Source organism: Geodermatophilus sp. SYSU D01105 (assembly GCF_054050095.1).
On sequence record NZ_JBJGYR010000031.1, the window covers coordinates 1 to 15,990 of the forward strand.

Here is a 15,990-nt window from a genome sequence, read left to right on the forward strand (position 1 = left end):
AGCCCGGACGGGGTGAAGTCGTCCGACATCACCGGCCAGGCCCCGGCGATGATGAAGGCGGACTCGACCAGCGGGAAGTCGTACGGCCCCGTGCCCTCGTCGCGTGTGGGGGCCGGACGCGCTCACCGGCCGCAGGGGGGGCGCCGGGCGTTCAGGCGCGGACGACGGCGGTGTCGGTCAGCCGGTCGTGCAGGCCGCGGCCGTCGGCGTCGACCACCAGGGCGGGCAGCAGCAGCATGAGCAGCGCCGTCCGGACGACGGCCCGCCACACCGCGAGCCGCGCCCCGGCCCGCGGGTGGGCCAGGCGGAGTCCCAGCAGCCGCATGCCCGGCGTCTGCCCGAACAGCACGAGGGTCCCGACGGTGACCAGCGCGAAGGACACCAGGCTCCAGTTGCCCGGCAGGTCCGGCGCGGTGAACAGCCCGGCGACCAGCGCCGCGGCGAGCGCGTCGACCACGAACGCGCCGGCCCGGCTGGTGAACGTCGCCAGCGAGCCGGGGCCCTCGGCGGGCAGCCCCAACGACGCGCCCCGGGGGCGCTCCTGGGAGGGTGGCTGCACGTCCCTGACCATGACCGCCAGCGTAGGACCCGCTCGCAGCCGCCCACCGAGACCGGTCAGGAGGACCCCGGCGACACGCCCGGCCCGTTGTTACCGGTCTGAAACACCGGAGACACTGGCGGGCAACTCCCGGCTCGTAGCTTGCGGTTCGGCAATCCGCCCACTCCCGGAGGATCGATGTTCACCAGTCCCGACGAGGTCGCCGCCTACATCCGCGACAACGACGTCGAGTTCGTCGACGTCCGCTTCTGCGACCTGCCCGGCGTCATGCAGCACTTCACCATCCCGGCGTCGACGTTCGGCGAGGACACGTTCTCCGAGGGCCTCGGCTTCGACGGCTCCTCGATCCGCGGGTTCCAGGCGATCAACGAGTCGGACATGCTGCTGCTGCCCGACGCCAACAGCGCCTTCGTGGACCCGTTCCGCAAGCACAAGACGCTGAACGTCAACTTCTTCATCCACGACCCGATCACGCGGGAGGCCTACAGCCGCGACCCGCGCAACGTGGCGAAGAAGGCCGAGGCCTACCTGGCCAGCAGCGGCATCGCCGACACCGCCTACTTCGGCCCCGAGGCGGAGTTCTACGTCTTCGACTCGATCCGGCACTCCACCGGCATCAACGAGGGCTACTACCACATCGACTCGGTCGAGGGGTCGTGGAACTCCGGCGCCCTGACCGGCGAGAACGGCGGGCCCAACCTGGGCTACAAGACCCGCGCCAAGGGCGGCTACTTCCCGGTCGAGCCCTACGACCACTACAGCGACCTGCGCGCCGACATGATGCTCAACCTCACCAAGGCCGGCCTCGAGCTCGAGCGGGGTCACCACGAGGTCGGCACCGGCGGCCAGGCCGAGATCAACTACAAGTTCGACACCCTGCTGCGCGCGGCCGACAGCCTGATGCTGTTCAAGTACATCATCAAGAACACCGCGTGGCAGGCGGGCAAGTCGGCGACGTTCATGCCCAAGCCGCTCTACGGCGACAACGGCTCGGGCATGCACTGCCACCAGAGCCTCTGGAAGGACGGCGAGCCGCTCTTCCACGCCGAGACCGGCTACGCGGGGCTCTCCGACACCGCCCGCCACTACATCGGCGGCCTGCTGGCCCACGCCCCGTCGCTGCTGGCCTTCACCAACCCGACGGTGAACAGCTACCACCGCCTGGTCCCCGGCTACGAGGCCCCGATCAACCTCGTCTACTCGGCCCGCAACCGCTCGGCCTGCTGCCGCATCCCGATCTCCGGTGACAGCCCCAAGGCCAAGCGCATCGAGTTCCGCGTGCCCGACCCGTCGGCCAACCCCTACCTCGCGTTCTCGGCGATGCTCATGGCCGGCCTCGACGGCATCAAGAACAAGATCGAGCCGCCGGCCCCGGTCGACAAGGACCTCTACGAGCTGCCGCCCGAGGAGGCCCTCGGCATCGAGAAGGTCCCGGCCTCGCTGGACGCCGTCCTGGACAACCTCGAGACCGACCACGAGTACCTCATCGACGGGGGCGTGTTCACCCCCGACCTGATCGAGACCTGGATCGAGTACAAGCGCGAGAACGAGATCGACCCGATCCGCCTGCGGCCGCACCCGCACGAGTTCGCGATGTACTACGACATCTGATCGACGGACACCCGACCCACCCTGCGGGACCTGCGGCCCCCGACCCAGCCGAGGTCGGGGGCCGCGGTGCACCCGGGGCGTGCGGTCCAGAAGCGGGAGCCCGGTTCGGCGTCCACGACCGTGCTCGGCGCTCGCGTAGGTCGACTGCACGGGTGTGGACCGGTCGCCGAAGAGGCTGCCGACGGTGACGATCGACCCGCCGTACTCGTCGGTCCGGCTCCGGTGGTGCTCCACCGCCTCCAGGCAGCCGTGGACGACACCCCAGTACACGGTGTCGAACACCTGGTGCATGTCCTCGACCGTCACTGAGGGGATCTCGCCGAAGACGGAGACGGCGGCGTTGTCGACCCAGGTGTCGAACCGGCCGAACTCGCTGAGCGCGGTGGCCGCCACCCGCGCGACGTCCTCCTGGCGGCCGACGTCGGCGACCACCGGGACCGCCCCGCCCCCCACCCCGCCGGATCTCGTCGGCCAGTTCCTGCAGCGCCTGCTCGTTGCGGGCGGCCAGCACGACGGCGGCGCCGCGTTGCGCGGCGCGGCGGGCGGTGACCAGGCCGATGCCGCTGGAGGCACCGGTGACGACGACGACCTGCTGGTCGAGCGGGCGGAGACGGACACGCACGAGGGGCCCTCCTGAGGGTCTGGACCACCGGGGACCGGCGGGTCCGCCCTCGGTCCGAGCGGTGCCGTGGTCCTGCCCTCCCGGCCCGACGCTCGTGTCCGCGCCTGCGCGGCGGACGTCCTCCGGGGTGCGGGTTCGGGCCCGCTCCCACGATGGGGTCTCCACTCGCGGGGTCGAATCCGAGCCCTTCGCCGGATGACCCCGAAGAGAGCACGTGAAGATCGCCTACCGCAGTCTTGACGGCCGGTACTCGGACAACCCGCGGGCCCTCCACGAGGCGCTGCTCGCACGCGGGGACGCCGTCGAGCACGTCTGGCTGGCCGCAGCGGGCCACGCGAACGAGTTCCCGCCGGACACCGCGACCGTCCCCGAAGAGGGGCCCGAGGCGGTCGCGGCGCTCGAGTCCGCCGATCTGGTCGTGTCGAACACCCACCTGTCGATGGACTGGACCAAGCGGCCGGGCGCCACCTACCTGCAGACGTGGCACGGCACGCCGCTGAAGGCGGTGCACCGCGACGTCACGTTCGACCCCGACGTGCCCGCGGTCGTCGACCGGGACATCGCCCGGTGGGACCTGCTGCTGTCGCAGAACGCCGACTCCTCGCGGCTGCTCCGCGACATCTTCGGCTACCACGGGCCGGTCCACGAGACCGGCTATCCGCGCAACGACCTGCTCAACGCACCCGACGCCGCACGGTCACGCGACCGGATCCGCGCCGACCTCGGCATCCCGGCCGGCAGCACCGCCGTCCTGTACGCCCCGACGTGGCGCGACGACGAGCTGGCCGACGAGGACGGCCCCGAGTACCGGCTGCACCTGGACCTCGACCGGTTCGCCGAGCGGCTGGGGTCCGACCACGTCCTGCTGGTGCGGCTGCACTACCAGGTGACCGACGCCCTGGACGGCGTCGACCTGCCGGCCGTCATGGACGTGTCCGACCACCCCGACATCCGGGACCTGAACCTCGCCGCGGACGTGCTGGTCACCGACTACGCGTCGGTCCAGTTCGACTTCGCCGTCACCGGCAAGCCGATCATCTACTTCACCTACGACCTGGACCACTACCGCGGCGACCTCCGCGAGTTCTACTTCGACTTCGAGCAGATCGCCCCCGGTCCTCTGCTCACCACCGTCGACGAGGTCCTCGACGCCATCCGCGACGTGGCGGACGTCACGGCCCGTTTCCGCGGACGCTACGACCGCTTCCGGGAGCGGTTCTGCCACCGCGAGGACGGGCACGCCACCGAGCGGGCCCTCGACCTGGTCCTCCCCCAGGCCCAGCCCGGGACCTCCGGTGACCGGGCAGGAGCACCACCCCTGGTGCCGGCTCAGCCGAGCAGTGGACCCAGCCGGTCGGCGTAGGGAGCGGCGTACGCGGCGCGGCCGGCGGCGACCGTCTCGTCCTCACCGGGGCCGGTCACCGCGATCGCGCCCACCAGCACGCCCGACGGTGCGCGGACCGGCACCGCCGCGCAGGAGACCCCCTCGTGCAGCTGGCCCGCCTGCACCGCCGTCCCCCGCTCGCCGATCCCCCGCAGCTCGGCCTCGAGCTCGGCCGGCCGGGTCACGGTGCGCGCGGTGAGCCGCAACAGCCGCCGCGGCGGGACGACGTCGCGCCAGTCGGGCTGCTCGGCGAGGAGGAGCTTGCCGACGGCGGTGGCGTGCAGGTGACGCTCCACCTCCTCGGTCGAGCGCAGCGGGTGGTCGGGGTCGACGTCGGCGCAGCGCAGCACCGGCCCGGCGTAGAGCACCAGGTGGACGCCGGAGCGCACCTGCCGGCGGAGCTCGCCGACGACCTCGCGCGCGGCCGTGGGCACCTGCGCCGAGGCCGCACCGCCGGCCAGCCCCGCGACCTTGCGCCCGAGGGCGAACCCGTGCAGGTCCGGCAGCCGGACCAGGTACTCCTCCCCCACCAGCAGGTTGAGCAGCCGGTAGGTGGTGGCCGGTGGCAGGCCGACGTCCTCCGCCACCTCCTTGGCCGTGACGCCGGCCCCCGCCCGGGCCACCGCCTCGAGGATGGCCAGCGCGCTCTGCACGGCCTTGGGCTGACGGCCGGTGAGGCCGCGGTCGACGGCGGGGGTCATCGCACCGGTCCGACGCTGCCCGGCAGCACGCTGCTCGCCGTGGCCTGGTCGTAGACGCCGACCGCCCGCAGCCGCCCGGGGTGCCGGCAGCGCAGCCACGCCGCCCAGGCCAGCCCCGGCGCCATCGCGGCCAGGAAGACCGCGACCACGGTGCGGCCGCCCGACCAGGAGGCCCCGGCGATCGCGGCGACCAGCACGACCAGGCCGACGCCCCCGGCGACGAGGCCGCCGACCGCGGCCGGCCGGGTCAGCTCGCCGATCCGGCGGAGGAAGGCCGGCATCGCCAGGCAGGCCAGCACGTAGGCGACCACGTAGCCGAAGGCGGAGACGGTCAGCGACGTGGCGAGGACGGCGCGGGACCCGCCGCCGGCGGCCAGCGCGACGACGGGCACGCCGACCACCGCCGGCAGGCCGACGGCCAGCGCCACGTGCGGGGTGTCGAAGCGGGGGTGGGTGCGGCCGAGCGCGGGCGGCAGCACGCCCTCGCGGCCCATGGAGAACAGCACCCGCCCCAGCGCGTTGGTCGACCCGGTGACGCAGGCGAAGAACGACGCGGCGATGCCCAGGTCGAGGACCCGCCGGAGCAGGCCCAGCCCCTCCCGGTCGGCGAGCTCGGCCACCGGCACGGGGCTGGTCAGCACGTCGAGCGGCGCGGCGCGCAGCAGGACGACCTGCGCGGCGGCGGCGACGACGAACAGCACGCCGGCCACCGCGGGGGTCCACAGCACCGCCCGGGGGACGGCGACCAGCGGGCGGCGGGCCTCGACGCCCAGGGTCGCCGCGCTCTCGAAGCCCATGAACGCGGTGACGCCGAGGACCACGCCGACCGCGACGCCGTCCCACTGCACGGGCGCGTCCACCAGCGCGGCGGCGCTGCCCGGTCCGCCGCGGGGTGCCACCAGCAGGACGGCGAGCACGGTGAGCACCACGACGATGGAGAGCACCTCGAGGGCCAGGGCCAGCCGGGCCGACAACTGGATGCCGCGGACGGTGCACAGCGTGGCCAGCGCCCCGACCCCCGCGCCGAGGGCGGCCACCACCAGGGGCGTGGGCGCCACCCCCACGACGCCGGCGAGGTAGATCGCCGTCCCGACCAGCGCGGACATCGCGACGGCCGCGTAGGCCACCAGCGAGGCCCAGCCGCCCACCAGGGCGCCGACCGGCCCGAGGCCCTTGGCGGTGTAGCTGTACGTGCCGCCCACGGCCGCCATCCGCCGTCCGAACTGGCCGAGGCACCAGCCCACCAGGAGCACGAGGACCGTCGCGGCGACGAAGGCCGGGAGGGTCGCCGCGCCGGACTCGACCAGCACGATGGACGGGACGACGACCATCGCCGCGGACGGCGCCAGCGCGGAGACCGACTGGGCCAGCACCTCCAGGAAGCTCAGCCGCCGTCGGCGCAGGCCCGCGACCGGCGAGCGGGCGGGCAACCGGCCGGCCGGCCGTGCCCCGGTCCGCTCCGCCATGACGCTCCCGTCCCGCAGCGGAGTGCGCACACCGAGGGGACCTCGCCCTGCGCACGCCGCGGATCTCGACGGTGGGCGAGCGTAGCGAGGGGTCGTGCCCGCGGGGTCGGTCCCGAATGAGAAAAGTGTGACCGCCGTCTCGTTCGGGGTTACACGGACGTTTCCGCGAAGTTACGGCCGTGTGACCGCGCTGGCCGGGGCGGGCGACACAGTGTCCCGGTCGTCCCCGACCCCCGGAGGTCCCGCATGGCCACCGTCTCCGACCCGCCCCCCACCGCCGCCGGCACCGCCGCTCCGGCGGCCGCCGGCCACCGGCTGCGGGGGCGCCTGGGCCCGGCCGCGATCGTCTTCATGGTGGTGGCCGCGGCCGCCCCGCTGACGGTGATCGCCGGCTCGGTGCCCATCGGGATCGCGGCGGGGAACGGCCCGGGCTACCCGGCGATGTACGTCGTCGCCGCCGTCGTCCTGATGTTCTTCGCCGTCGGGTTCACCGCGATGACCCGGCACGTGCCGAACGCCGGCGCCTTCTACTCCTACATCGGCACCGGGCTGGGCCGCGGCGCGGGCCTCGGCAGCGCGCTGGTCGCGCTGATCAGCTACGTCACCGTGCAGGGGGCCGTCTACGGCTACATCGGGTTCCTGCTCGACGACCTGGTGACCGGCTACGGCGGCCCGGACCTGCCGTGGTGGCTGTGGACCGTCCTCGTCCTCGCGGTCACCGGCGTGCTCGGCTACCGGCACATCGAGCTGTCGAGCAGGGTGCTCGGCATCCTGCTGGTCGCCGAGGTGGGCATCGTGCTCGTGCTGGACGCCGCCGTCGTCGGCCGGGGTGGTGGGGACGAGGGCCTGTCGACGGCGCTGCTGACCCCCGGCGACGTCCTCTCCGGCGCACCGGGCATCGGCCTGATGTTCGCCATCGCCGGGTTCATCGGCTTCGAGGCGACGGCGATCTTCCGCGACGAGGCCCGCGACCCCGAGCGCACCATCCCGCGGGCCACCTACGCCGCGCTGACCATCATCGCGGTCTTCTACACCGTGTCCGCATGGGCCATCGTGAGCGCATGGGGCGACAGCCGCATCGTCGAGGAGTCCGCCGCGGACCCCGGCGGCATCGTGGTCGCCACCGCCCAGCGCTTCGTCGGGACGGCGGCCGCCGACGTGATGCAGGTGCTCTTCGTGACCAGCCTGTTCGCGGCGATCCTGGCCTTCCACAACGTGCTGGCCCGCTACTTCTTCTCCCTCGGCAACACCGGCGTGCTGCCCGGTGTGTGCGGCCGCAGCCACGCCCGCCACGCCTCTCCGCACGTCGCCTCGCTGGTGACCTCCGGCGTGGGCGCCCTGGTCATGGCCGTCTGCGTCATCGCCGGCCTGGACCCGGTCCTGGAGGTCTTCACCTGGCTGGCCGGCATCGCCAGCGTCGGGATCGTCGTCCTCATGCTGCTGGCCTGCCTGGCGGTGCTCGTCTTCTTCCGCCGCACGGGCGTGGACCGCCGTCCCTGGCAGACCCTGGTCGCGCCCGCGCTCGGCCTGCTCGGGCTCGCCGCGATCCTCGTCCTCCTCGTCGAGAACCTGCCGCTGCTCATGGGCGGCTCCACCGTCCTGGGCGTCGGCGCCGGTGTCCTGCTCGCCGTCGCGCTGGCCGCGGGCTGGGCACTGGCCGCGGCCCGCCCGCGGGCGGCCCGCGACCTCACCGCCGCCTCCCCCGCCGACTCCGCTCCGCAGATCTGACCGCCGTCCCCCGATCGGAGAGTCATGACCCTCACCGCCCCTGCCACCACCGCCACCCACCCGCTGTCGCGCATGACCGCCGAGGAGATCACCGCGGCGAGCGAGATCGTCCGCGAGGCCGGCCTGGTCGGCGAGCAGACCAAGTTCGTCTACGTCGGCCTCGACGAGCCGCACAAGCGCGACGTCCTCGCGTGGCGGCCGGGCCAGCCGGTCGAGCGCCGGCTGCGGGTCCTGCTGCTCGACCGTGCCACCGGGACCGGGCGCGACCTGACCGTCTCGGTGACCGGCCGGTCGGTCGTCCGGGACGTCGAGATCGACGGTGTCGCCGACGGCCAGGTGCCGATCCTCGACGCCGAGTTCGAGGCGATCGAGCCGATCCTGGCCGCCGACGAGCGCTGGATCGCCGCGATGGCCAAGCGCGGGCTGGACGTCGCGAACGTGCGCGCCGTGCCGCTGTCGGCGGGTTCGTACTTCCCCGAGGAGTTCGGCCATCGGGTGGTCCGCGTCCTCGGCTTCCACCAGGCCGACGAGCGCGACCTGCCGTGGGCGCACCCGGTGGACGGCGTGGTCGCCTACGTCGACATCACCCGCGGCGTGACGACCGCGGTGCACGACCACTACGACCTCCCCGTGCCGGCCGAGCGCGGCGAGTGGGACGCCGAGGCCCACCGGTCCCCGTCCCGCGACCTCAAGCCGATCGAGATCACCCAGCCCGAGGGGCCGAGCTTCACCGTCGAGGACGACGTCGTGCGCTGGGCCGGCTGGGAGGTGCGGGTCGGGTTCGACGTCCGGGAGGGGCTCACCCTGCACCAGGTGTCGGTCGACGGCCGCTCGGTGGTCTACCGCGCGTCGATCTCGGAGATGGTCGTGCCCTACGCCGACCCCTCACCGGTGCGCTTCTGGCAGAACTACTTCGACACCGGCGAGTACCTCTTCGCCCGCTACACCAACGCCCTCGAGCTCGGCTGCGACTGCCTCGGCGAGATCCACTACTTCGACGCCACCATCGCCGACGAGGAGGGCGCGCCGCGGGTGCTGCGCAACGCCATCTGCCTCCACGAGGAGGACTACGGCGTCGGGTGGAAGCACACCGACCTGTTCAACGGGATGGCCGAGACCCGCCGCTCGCGCCGGCTGGTGATCAGCTTCTTCACCACGATCGGCAACTACGACTACGGCTTCTACTGGTACCTCTACCTGGACGGGACCATCCAGCTGGAGTCCAAGGCGACCGGCATCGTGTTCACGTCCTCCTACCGCGGCGACGAGCACCCCTACGCCACCGAGATCGCCCCCGGTCTGGGCGCGCCGTTCCACCAGCACCTGTTCTCCGCGCGGCTGGACATGGCCGTCGACGGCGACCGCAACACGGTGCACGAGGTGGACGCCGTCCGGGTGCCGGTGAGCGACAGCAACCCCTACGGCAACGCGTTCACCCGCCGGTCCACACCGATCACGCGGGAGTCCGAGGGCACCCGGGTGGCCGACGGCACGGTCGGGCGGGTCTGGCACGTCCTCAACCCCGAGAAGACCAACCGCCTGGGTCAGCCGGTCGGGTACGCGCTGCACCCGGAGAACCTGCCGCTGATGCTGGCCGACGAGTCCTCCTCGATCCACCAGCGCGCCACCTTCGGCACCAAGAGCCTGTGGGTGACGCAGTACGACCCGGCCGAGCGCTACGCGGCCGGCGACTTCGTCAACCAGCACCCGGGCGCGGCGGGCCTGCCCGCCTTCGTCCAGGCCGACCGCCCGCTGGAGGGGCAGGACGTCGTCCTGTGGCACACCTTCGGGCTGACCCACTTCCCCCGCCCGGAGGACTGGCCGGTCATGCCGACCGACTACGCCGGCTTCACCCTCAAGCCGGTCGGCTTCTTCGACCGCAACCCCGCCCTGGGGACGCCGAGGTCGACCTCGGGTCACTGCGCGCACGAGTCGTGACGACGGTCGTCGTCCCCGGCCGGCCCCGGTCCACGTCGTGGGCCGGGGCCGGCCCCGCCGGGCGGGGGGCGGCGCTGCTCGCCCTCGCCTCGGCGGCCGTGCACCTGACCGGGGTGAGCACCGCGTCGCTGTCCTCGCTCGCGATGGCCGGGATGGCGCTGGCCTGCCTGCCCTGCGCCTGGCACCTGTGGAGGGCGCCGTCGCCGGCGGTGTGGGCCACGACCGTCGGCCTGGACCTCGGCATGCTCGCCGTCCACGCACCCGCGGCCTCCGGGGACGGCGGTCACGCGCACGGCGCCGCCCTCCCCGCGGCGGGGCTGTGGCTGGTCGGCGCCTCCCTCCTGCTGGGCCTGGCGGTCCTGCTCGCTCTCACCGTCCGGGCCGCGGCCGGCCGGCTGCCGCCGGCCGCCGATCGAGAGGAGACTCCCCGACCATGACCGCGACCGACGCCTACCGTGCCGCCCGCGACCAGCTGCTCGCCCTGCGCGGGCACCACGACCGGGCGGTGACCGAGTTCCGCTGGCCCGACCTCGGGGACCGGTTCAACTGGGCGGTGGACTGGTTCGACGCGGTCGCCCGGGGCAACGGACGGCCGGCGCTCGTGCTCGCCGAGGACGACGGCTCCACCACCACGCGGACCTACGACGAGATGGCCCGCCGCTCCGACCAGGTCGCCGCCTGGCTCGCCGACCGGGGCGTCGGCCGCGGCGACCGGGTGCTGCTCATGCTGGGCAACCAGGTCGAGCTGTGGGAGTCGATGCTGGCGATCATGAAGCTGGGCGCGGTCATCATGCCGACGACCACCGCCCTCGGCCCCTCCGACCTCACCGACCGGGTCGGCCGCGGCGGCGCCCGGCACGTGCTGTGCAACGCCGCCGACACCGCCAAGTTCGACGCCGTGCCCGGCGACTACACCCGGCTCAGCGTCGGCGCGGCCGCCGGGTGGGCCGACCTGCGCGAGGCCGAGGGCCGGGACGCCGGTCCCGCCGCGCACCCGGGCACCGCGCCCGGCGACCCCCTGCTGCTGTACTTCACGTCGGGCACGACCTCCCGGCCCAAGCTGGTCGAGCACACCCAGGTCTCCTACCCCGTCGGGCACCTGAGCACGATGTACTGGCTGGGGCTGCGGCCGGGCGACGTCCACCTCAACGTCTCCTCCCCCGGCTGGGCGAAACACGCCTGGTCCTGCTTCTTCGCCCCGTGGATCGCCGAGGCCACGGTCTTCCTGCACAACTACCGGCGGCTGGAGCCGGGCACGCTGCTGGACCGCATCCGCGCGCACGGGGTGACGTCGTTCTGCGCGCCGCCGACGGTGTGGCGGATGCTCATCAACGCCGACCTCTCCGGGGGCCCTGGCGCGCTGCGCGAGGTGATCGGCGCCGGGGAGCCGCTCAACCCGGAGGTCATCGAGCAGGTCCGGCGGGCGTGGGGGCTCACCATCCGCGACGGTTACGGCCAGACCGAGACCACCGCGCAGATCGGCAACACACCCGAGTCGGTCGTCAAGCCCGGCTCGATGGGCCGGCCGCTGCCGGGCGTGCCCGTGGCGCTGGTGGACCCGCTCACCGGCCGCCCGGTGGAGGGGCCGGGCGAGGGCGAGATCTGCCTGGACCTCGCCCGGTCGCCGCTGCCGCTGATGACCGGCTACCAGGGCGACCCCGACCGCAACGCGGAGGCGATGGCCGGCGGCTACTACCACACCGGTGACATCGCCGGCCGGGACGCCGACGGGTACATCACCTACGTCGGCCGCACCGATGACGTGTTCAAGGCCAGCGACTACAAGATCAGCCCGTTCGAGCTGGAGTCGGTCCTCATCGAGCACCCCGCGGTGGCCGAGGCCGCCGTCGTGCCGGCGCCCGACGCGGTGCGGCTGGCCGTGCCGAAGGCCTACGTCGCCCTCGCCCCCGGGCACGAGCCGACCGCGGAGACGGCGCAGGCGATCCTGCGGTACGCCCGCGAGCACCTCGCCCCGTTCCAGCGGGTGCGCCGCATCGAGTTCGCCGACCTGCCCAAGACCATCTCGGGCAAGATCCGGCGGGTCGAGCTGCGCGGGCGGGAGGAGGAGCTGGCCGGCGTCGAGGGCCCCCGCCCGGGCGAGTGGCGCGACGACCAGTTCCCGGGGCTGCGCGGCTGAGGCGCGGGACGGCGCGGCCGGTCCGGCAGGCCGCGCCCGTCCTCCCGCACCCCGGCGTGTCCTCCCCCGGTCTGCCGTGAGGGAGGACACGCCGTGGTCAGGTCACCTGATCACGACCCCCGGGTCAGCAGCAGCGGCTGACCGGGGTGCGTTCCAGGGCGTCGGCGCGACGGCGCTCGAACTCCCGCCGGGTCATCGGCTGGTGCCCGTGCTCGGCGCAGTGCCGCAGGTAGTCGTCCCAGCGCGCCTCCCCGCTCCACTCGCGCAGGTACCAGCGCACCCCCCGCCAGGTGCGGACGGCGGCCGACCGCACGGCGGTCATCCCCTCGCTCACCGTGCCGGACCCTCCTCGGTGAAGGTCCCCTGGCCCCGCGCCCCGGCGCCGACCAGGCGCTCGTGCTCGGCCATGGCGCGCTTCTCCTCGGCGGTGGGGAACAACCCGGAGGGCTCGACGAGCTGCGACGGGACCGGCGGTTCCTCGGTGGTCGGCACCGGTCCGCGGGCGCGGATCGCCCGTGCGATGACGAACGCCGCGTTGGCCACCACGACCAGCGTCAGGCAGGCGAACACCGCCTGCAGGATGCCGTTGAGCGTCGAGTTGTAGATGACCTGGTCCATCTGGCCGGGGTCCTGCGCCGGGGCGAGCAGCTCCCCCGCCGCCTGGGCGTCGGCGTAGCGCTGGCGCTGCGCGAAGTAGCCGACGGCCGGGTCGGAGGAGAACACCTTCTGGAAGCTCGCCGTCATGGTGACGACGAGGTCCCACACCAGCGGGACGGCGGTGACCCACGCGTACTTCAGCTTGCCGTGCTTGATCAGCAGCACCGTCACCAGCGTCAGCGCGATGGCCGCCAGCAGCTGGTTGGCGATGCCGAACAGCGGGAAGAGCTGGTTGACGCCACCGAGGGGGTCGGTCACCCCGACGTAGAGGATGTAACCCCACAGGCCCACGGTGATCGCGCTGGCGATGAGGTTGCCGGGCCGCCAGGACAGGTCACCGAACTTCTTCCAGACGTTGCCGATCGTGTCCTGCAGCATGAACCGGCCCACCCGGGTGCCGGCGTCGACGGCGGTGAGGATGAACAGCGCCTCGAACATGATCGCGAAGTGGTACCAGAACGCCGCCATCCCGGCCCCGAAGGCGTCGGACAGGATGTTGGCGATGCCGACGGCCAGCGTGGGCGCCCCGCCGGTGCGGGAGACCAGGCTCGGCTCCTGCACCGCCGCGGACGCCGCGGCGATGTCCTGCGCCGTGGTCGGGAAGCCCAGGCCGTTGACGTAGGTGGCCGCCGTCTCCGCCGTCCCGCCGGTGACGCCGGCCGGGCTGTTCATCGCGAAGTAGAGCCCCTGGTCGATGACCACGGCGGCGATCAGCGCACTGATCGCGACGAAGGACTCCATCAGCATGCCGCCGTAGCCGATGAGGCGGACCTGGCTCTCCTTGGCCACCATCTTCGGCGTCGTCCCGGACGAGATGAGGGCGTGGAACCCCGACAGCGCGCCGCAGGCGATCGTGATGAACACGAACGGGAACAGCGACCCGGCGAAGACCGGACCGGTGCCCTCGCGGGCGAACTGGGTCACCGCGTCGGCCTGCAGCACCGGGCGGGCGAGCAGCAGCCCGATCGCGAGCAGGACGATGACGCCGACCTTCATGAACGTCGACAGGTAGTCGCGCGGGGTGAGCAGCAGCCACACCGGCAGCACCGAGGCGACGAACCCGTAGACGACCAGGGCGAGGACCAGCCACTCCTTGGACAGCGTCAGTGCCTCGCCGAGCCCGGTGTCGTCGATCCACCCACCGCCGATGACGGCCAGCAGGAGCAGGACGACGCCGATCGCGGTGGCCTCCAGCACGCGGCCGGGCCGGATCGTGCGCAGGTAGACGCCCATGAACAGGGCGATGGGGATGGTCAGCGCGATCGAGAAGACACCCCACGGCGACTCGGCCAGGGCGTTGACCACGATCAGCGCCAGCACCGCCAGGATGATGATCATGATCGCGAAGACGGCGATCAGGGCCGCGATGCCCCCGACGACCCCGATCTCCTCGCGGACCATCTGGCCGAGGCTCTTGCCGTTGCGGCGCATCGAGAAGAACAGGACCGTCATGTCCTGGACCGCGCCGGCGAAGATGACGCCGACGATGATCCAGATGGTCCCGGGCAGGTAACCCATCTGGGCGGCGAGCACCGGCCCGACGAGTGGTCCGGCGCCCGCGATCGCGGCGAAGTGGTGGCCGAACAGCACCCGCCGGTCGGTCACGTCGAAGTCGATGCCGTTGTGCAGGCGTTCGGCCGGGGTGGCCCGCCGGTCGTCGACCTGCAGCACGCGGCGGGCGATGAACTTCGCGTAGAAGCGGTAGGCGATGGCGTACGAGCACAGCGCCGCGAAGAGGATCCACAGCGCGGAGACCGTCTCACCGCGCGCCAGGGCCAGGACGGTCCAGGCGACCGCGCCGACCACCGACACCGCGCCCCAGACCAGCACGGTGCGCAGCGTCGGACGGCGGCGCCCGGCCCCGCCCGGGGGCTGCCCGCCGCCGGCGGCGTCCGTCCTGACGGTCGTGGACATGAGCGCCCTCCCTGCAGGTCAGGGCAGCGCCCGGACGACGCCGCCCGCGTCAGGGACGAGCATGCAAGGACCCGGCCCGGCGCACCACCGGAAGGAGACGCGCCCGTGACCGCCGGGACCCTGCGGGGGGCCGCTCAGGAGCCCCAGACCTCCTGGGCGGTCTCGACGACCAGCCGGAGCTTGGCGGCCTGGTCCTCGCGGGTGAGCGCGTTGCCCTCGACCGTCGAGGAGAAGCCGCACTGCGGGGAGAGGCACAGCTGCTCCATCGGCACGTACTCCGCTGCCTCGTCGATGCGCCGCTTGAGGGTGTCCTTGTCCTCCAGCTCCGGGCGCTTGCTGGTGACCAGGCCCAGGACGACCCGCTTGCCGGGCGGGACGAACCGCAGCGGCTCGAAGCCCCCGGAGCGGGCGTCGTCGTACTCGAGGAAGAAGCCGTCGACCTCCAGGCCGCCGAACAGCGCCTCGGCGACGAAGTCGTAGCCACCCTCGGCGGCCCACGAGGAGCGGAAGTTGCCGCGGCACATGTGCGTCGTGACGGTCAGCCCCTCGGGCCGGTCGGCCAGCGCCGCGTTGATCTGCCGGATGTAGCGCTCGTGCTGGTGCTCGGCGTCCCGGCCCTGCTCGGCCAGCTCGGCCCGCTGGGCGGGGTCGTTGAGGTAGGCCAGGCTGGTGTCGTCCAGCTGCAGGTAGGTGCAGCCCTGGTCGGCGATCCCGCGGACCTGCTGCCGGTAGGCCGCCGACAGCGCGTCCCAGAAGGCGTCCTCGTCCGGGTAGACCGCCGGGTCGATGGCCGCGGCCCCGCCGCGGTAGTGGACCATCGACGGCGAGGGGATGGTCAGCTTCGCCGTCTGCCGGTCGCTCACCACCGACTGCAGGTAGGCGAAGTCGCCGCCGAAGATCGGCTCGTCGATGGAGAGCGGGCCGTCGACGTGCAGGCCGGCCGGCGTCCAGTCCAGCGACCCGTCGGCGTTGCGGAAGTGGACCGGCCGGCCCTCGCCCTCCACCTTGGTGATGCCGTTGATCGCGTAGATGAAGTCCATGTGCCAGGTGGCGCGGCGGAACTCGCCGTCGGTCGCGCTCCGCAGGCCGACGTCCTCCTGCATGCGGACCGCCTCGGTGATCGCCTCGTCCTCGACGCGGCGCAACTCCGCCGCGTCGATCTCCCCGGCGGCGGCGCGGGCTCGGGCGTCCAGCAGACGCTGGGGTCGCAGCAGGCTGCCGACGTGGTCGGCGCGGAACGGCGGGCCGGAGAGGTCGGTCATGGCGACAGCTT

12 protein-coding genes and 2 pseudogenes are annotated in these 15,990 nt (G+C 73.3%); 6 read left to right on the top strand and 8 right to left on the bottom strand.

Annotated features, from left to right (window positions below; genetic code table 11):
• Positions 1 to 151: 151 nt before the first annotated feature.
• A complete protein-coding gene (locus ACI79I_RS22000) occupies positions 152 to 571 on the bottom strand; it encodes an RDD family protein (RefSeq protein WP_456994455.1) in 420 nt (139 codons plus the stop codon).
• 165 nt (positions 572 to 736) lie between these two features.
• On the opposite strand from ACI79I_RS22000, the gene glnA reads away from it, so the two are divergent.
• Positions 737 to 2,170 carry a type I glutamate--ammonia ligase gene (gene glnA, locus ACI79I_RS22005; RefSeq protein ID WP_456994456.1) on the top strand — a complete coding sequence of 478 codons (1,434 nt, stop codon included), beginning with the start codon at positions 737 to 739 and terminating at the stop codon, positions 2,168 to 2,170.
• A 177-nt stretch (positions 2,171 to 2,347) separates the two neighbouring features.
• Here glnA and ACI79I_RS22010 read toward each other — a convergent pair.
• Both ACI79I_RS22010 and ACI79I_RS22015 read right to left on the bottom strand, forming a co-directional pair.
• Positions 2,348 to 2,788, bottom strand: a pseudogene (locus tag ACI79I_RS22010) (SDR family oxidoreductase); the annotation flags it as partial.
• Positions 2,682 to 2,957, bottom strand: a pseudogene (locus tag ACI79I_RS22015) (hypothetical protein); the annotation flags it as partial. The pseudogenes ACI79I_RS22015 and ACI79I_RS22010, both read right to left, overlap by 107 nt.
• Positions 2,958 to 3,006: 49 nt before the next feature.
• On the opposite strand from ACI79I_RS22015, the gene ACI79I_RS22020 reads away from it, so the two are divergent.
• Positions 3,007 to 4,155, top strand: coding sequence for a CDP-glycerol glycerophosphotransferase family protein (locus ACI79I_RS22020; protein WP_456994457.1), 1,149 nt, complete (start codon positions 3,007 to 3,009; stop codon positions 4,153 to 4,155).
• On the opposite strand, the gene ACI79I_RS22025 is transcribed toward ACI79I_RS22020, so the two are convergent.
• On the bottom strand, positions 4,122 to 4,877 hold the full coding sequence (locus ACI79I_RS22025; protein WP_456994458.1) for an IclR family transcriptional regulator: 756 nt from the start codon (positions 4,875 to 4,877) through the stop codon (positions 4,122 to 4,124). The two genes, ACI79I_RS22020 and ACI79I_RS22025, sit on opposite strands and share 34 nt — an antisense overlap.
• Entirely contained in the window at positions 4,874 to 6,343 is a 1,470-nt protein-coding gene (locus ACI79I_RS22030; RefSeq protein ID WP_456994459.1) for an APC family permease, read from the bottom strand. The genes ACI79I_RS22025 and ACI79I_RS22030 overlap by 4 nt, the downstream gene beginning before the upstream one ends.
• 246 nt (positions 6,344 to 6,589) lie before the next feature.
• On the opposite strand from ACI79I_RS22030, the gene ACI79I_RS22035 reads away from it, so the two are divergent.
• Genes ACI79I_RS22035 through ACI79I_RS22050 form a run of 4 tightly spaced genes read left to right on the top strand, consistent with a single transcriptional unit; the run spans position 6,590 to position 12,146 of the window.
• On the top strand, positions 6,590 to 8,071 hold the full coding sequence (locus tag ACI79I_RS22035) for an APC family permease (protein ID WP_456994460.1): 1,482 nt from the start codon (positions 6,590 to 6,592) through the stop codon (positions 8,069 to 8,071).
• A 24-nt stretch (positions 8,072 to 8,095) separates the two neighbouring features.
• On the top strand, positions 8,096 to 10,009 hold the full coding sequence (locus ACI79I_RS22040) for a primary-amine oxidase (protein ID WP_456994461.1): 1,914 nt from the start codon (positions 8,096 to 8,098) through the stop codon (positions 10,007 to 10,009).
• A complete protein-coding gene (locus tag ACI79I_RS22045) occupies positions 10,006 to 10,446 on the top strand; it encodes a hypothetical protein (RefSeq protein ID WP_456994462.1) in 441 nt (146 codons plus the stop codon). Before ACI79I_RS22040 ends, ACI79I_RS22045 begins: the two co-directional genes overlap by 4 nt.
• Positions 10,443 to 12,146 carry an AMP-binding protein gene (locus tag ACI79I_RS22050; protein ID WP_456994463.1) on the top strand — a complete coding sequence of 568 codons (1,704 nt, stop codon included), beginning with the start codon at positions 10,443 to 10,445 and terminating at the stop codon, positions 12,144 to 12,146. Before ACI79I_RS22045 ends, ACI79I_RS22050 begins: the two co-directional genes overlap by 4 nt.
• 124 nt (positions 12,147 to 12,270) lie before the next feature.
• Here the strand turns inward: ACI79I_RS22050 and ACI79I_RS22055 are convergent, their stop codons facing one another.
• The 3 genes from ACI79I_RS22055 to ACI79I_RS22065 form a co-directional block, all read right to left on the bottom strand.
• On the bottom strand, positions 12,271 to 12,480 hold the full coding sequence (locus tag ACI79I_RS22055) for a YbdD/YjiX family protein (RefSeq protein WP_456994464.1): 210 nt from the start codon (positions 12,478 to 12,480) through the stop codon (positions 12,271 to 12,273).
• A complete protein-coding gene (locus tag ACI79I_RS22060) occupies positions 12,477 to 14,717 on the bottom strand; it encodes a carbon starvation CstA family protein (RefSeq protein WP_456994465.1) in 2,241 nt (746 codons plus the stop codon). The genes ACI79I_RS22055 and ACI79I_RS22060 overlap by 4 nt, the downstream gene beginning before the upstream one ends.
• A gap of 134 nt (positions 14,718 to 14,851) precedes the next feature.
• Positions 14,852 to 15,979, bottom strand: a complete 1,128-nt coding sequence (locus ACI79I_RS22065) for a 5-methyltetrahydropteroyltriglutamate--homocysteine S-methyltransferase (RefSeq protein WP_456994466.1) — start codon at positions 15,977 to 15,979, stop codon at positions 14,852 to 14,854.
• Positions 15,980 to 15,990 lie beyond the last annotated feature (11 nt).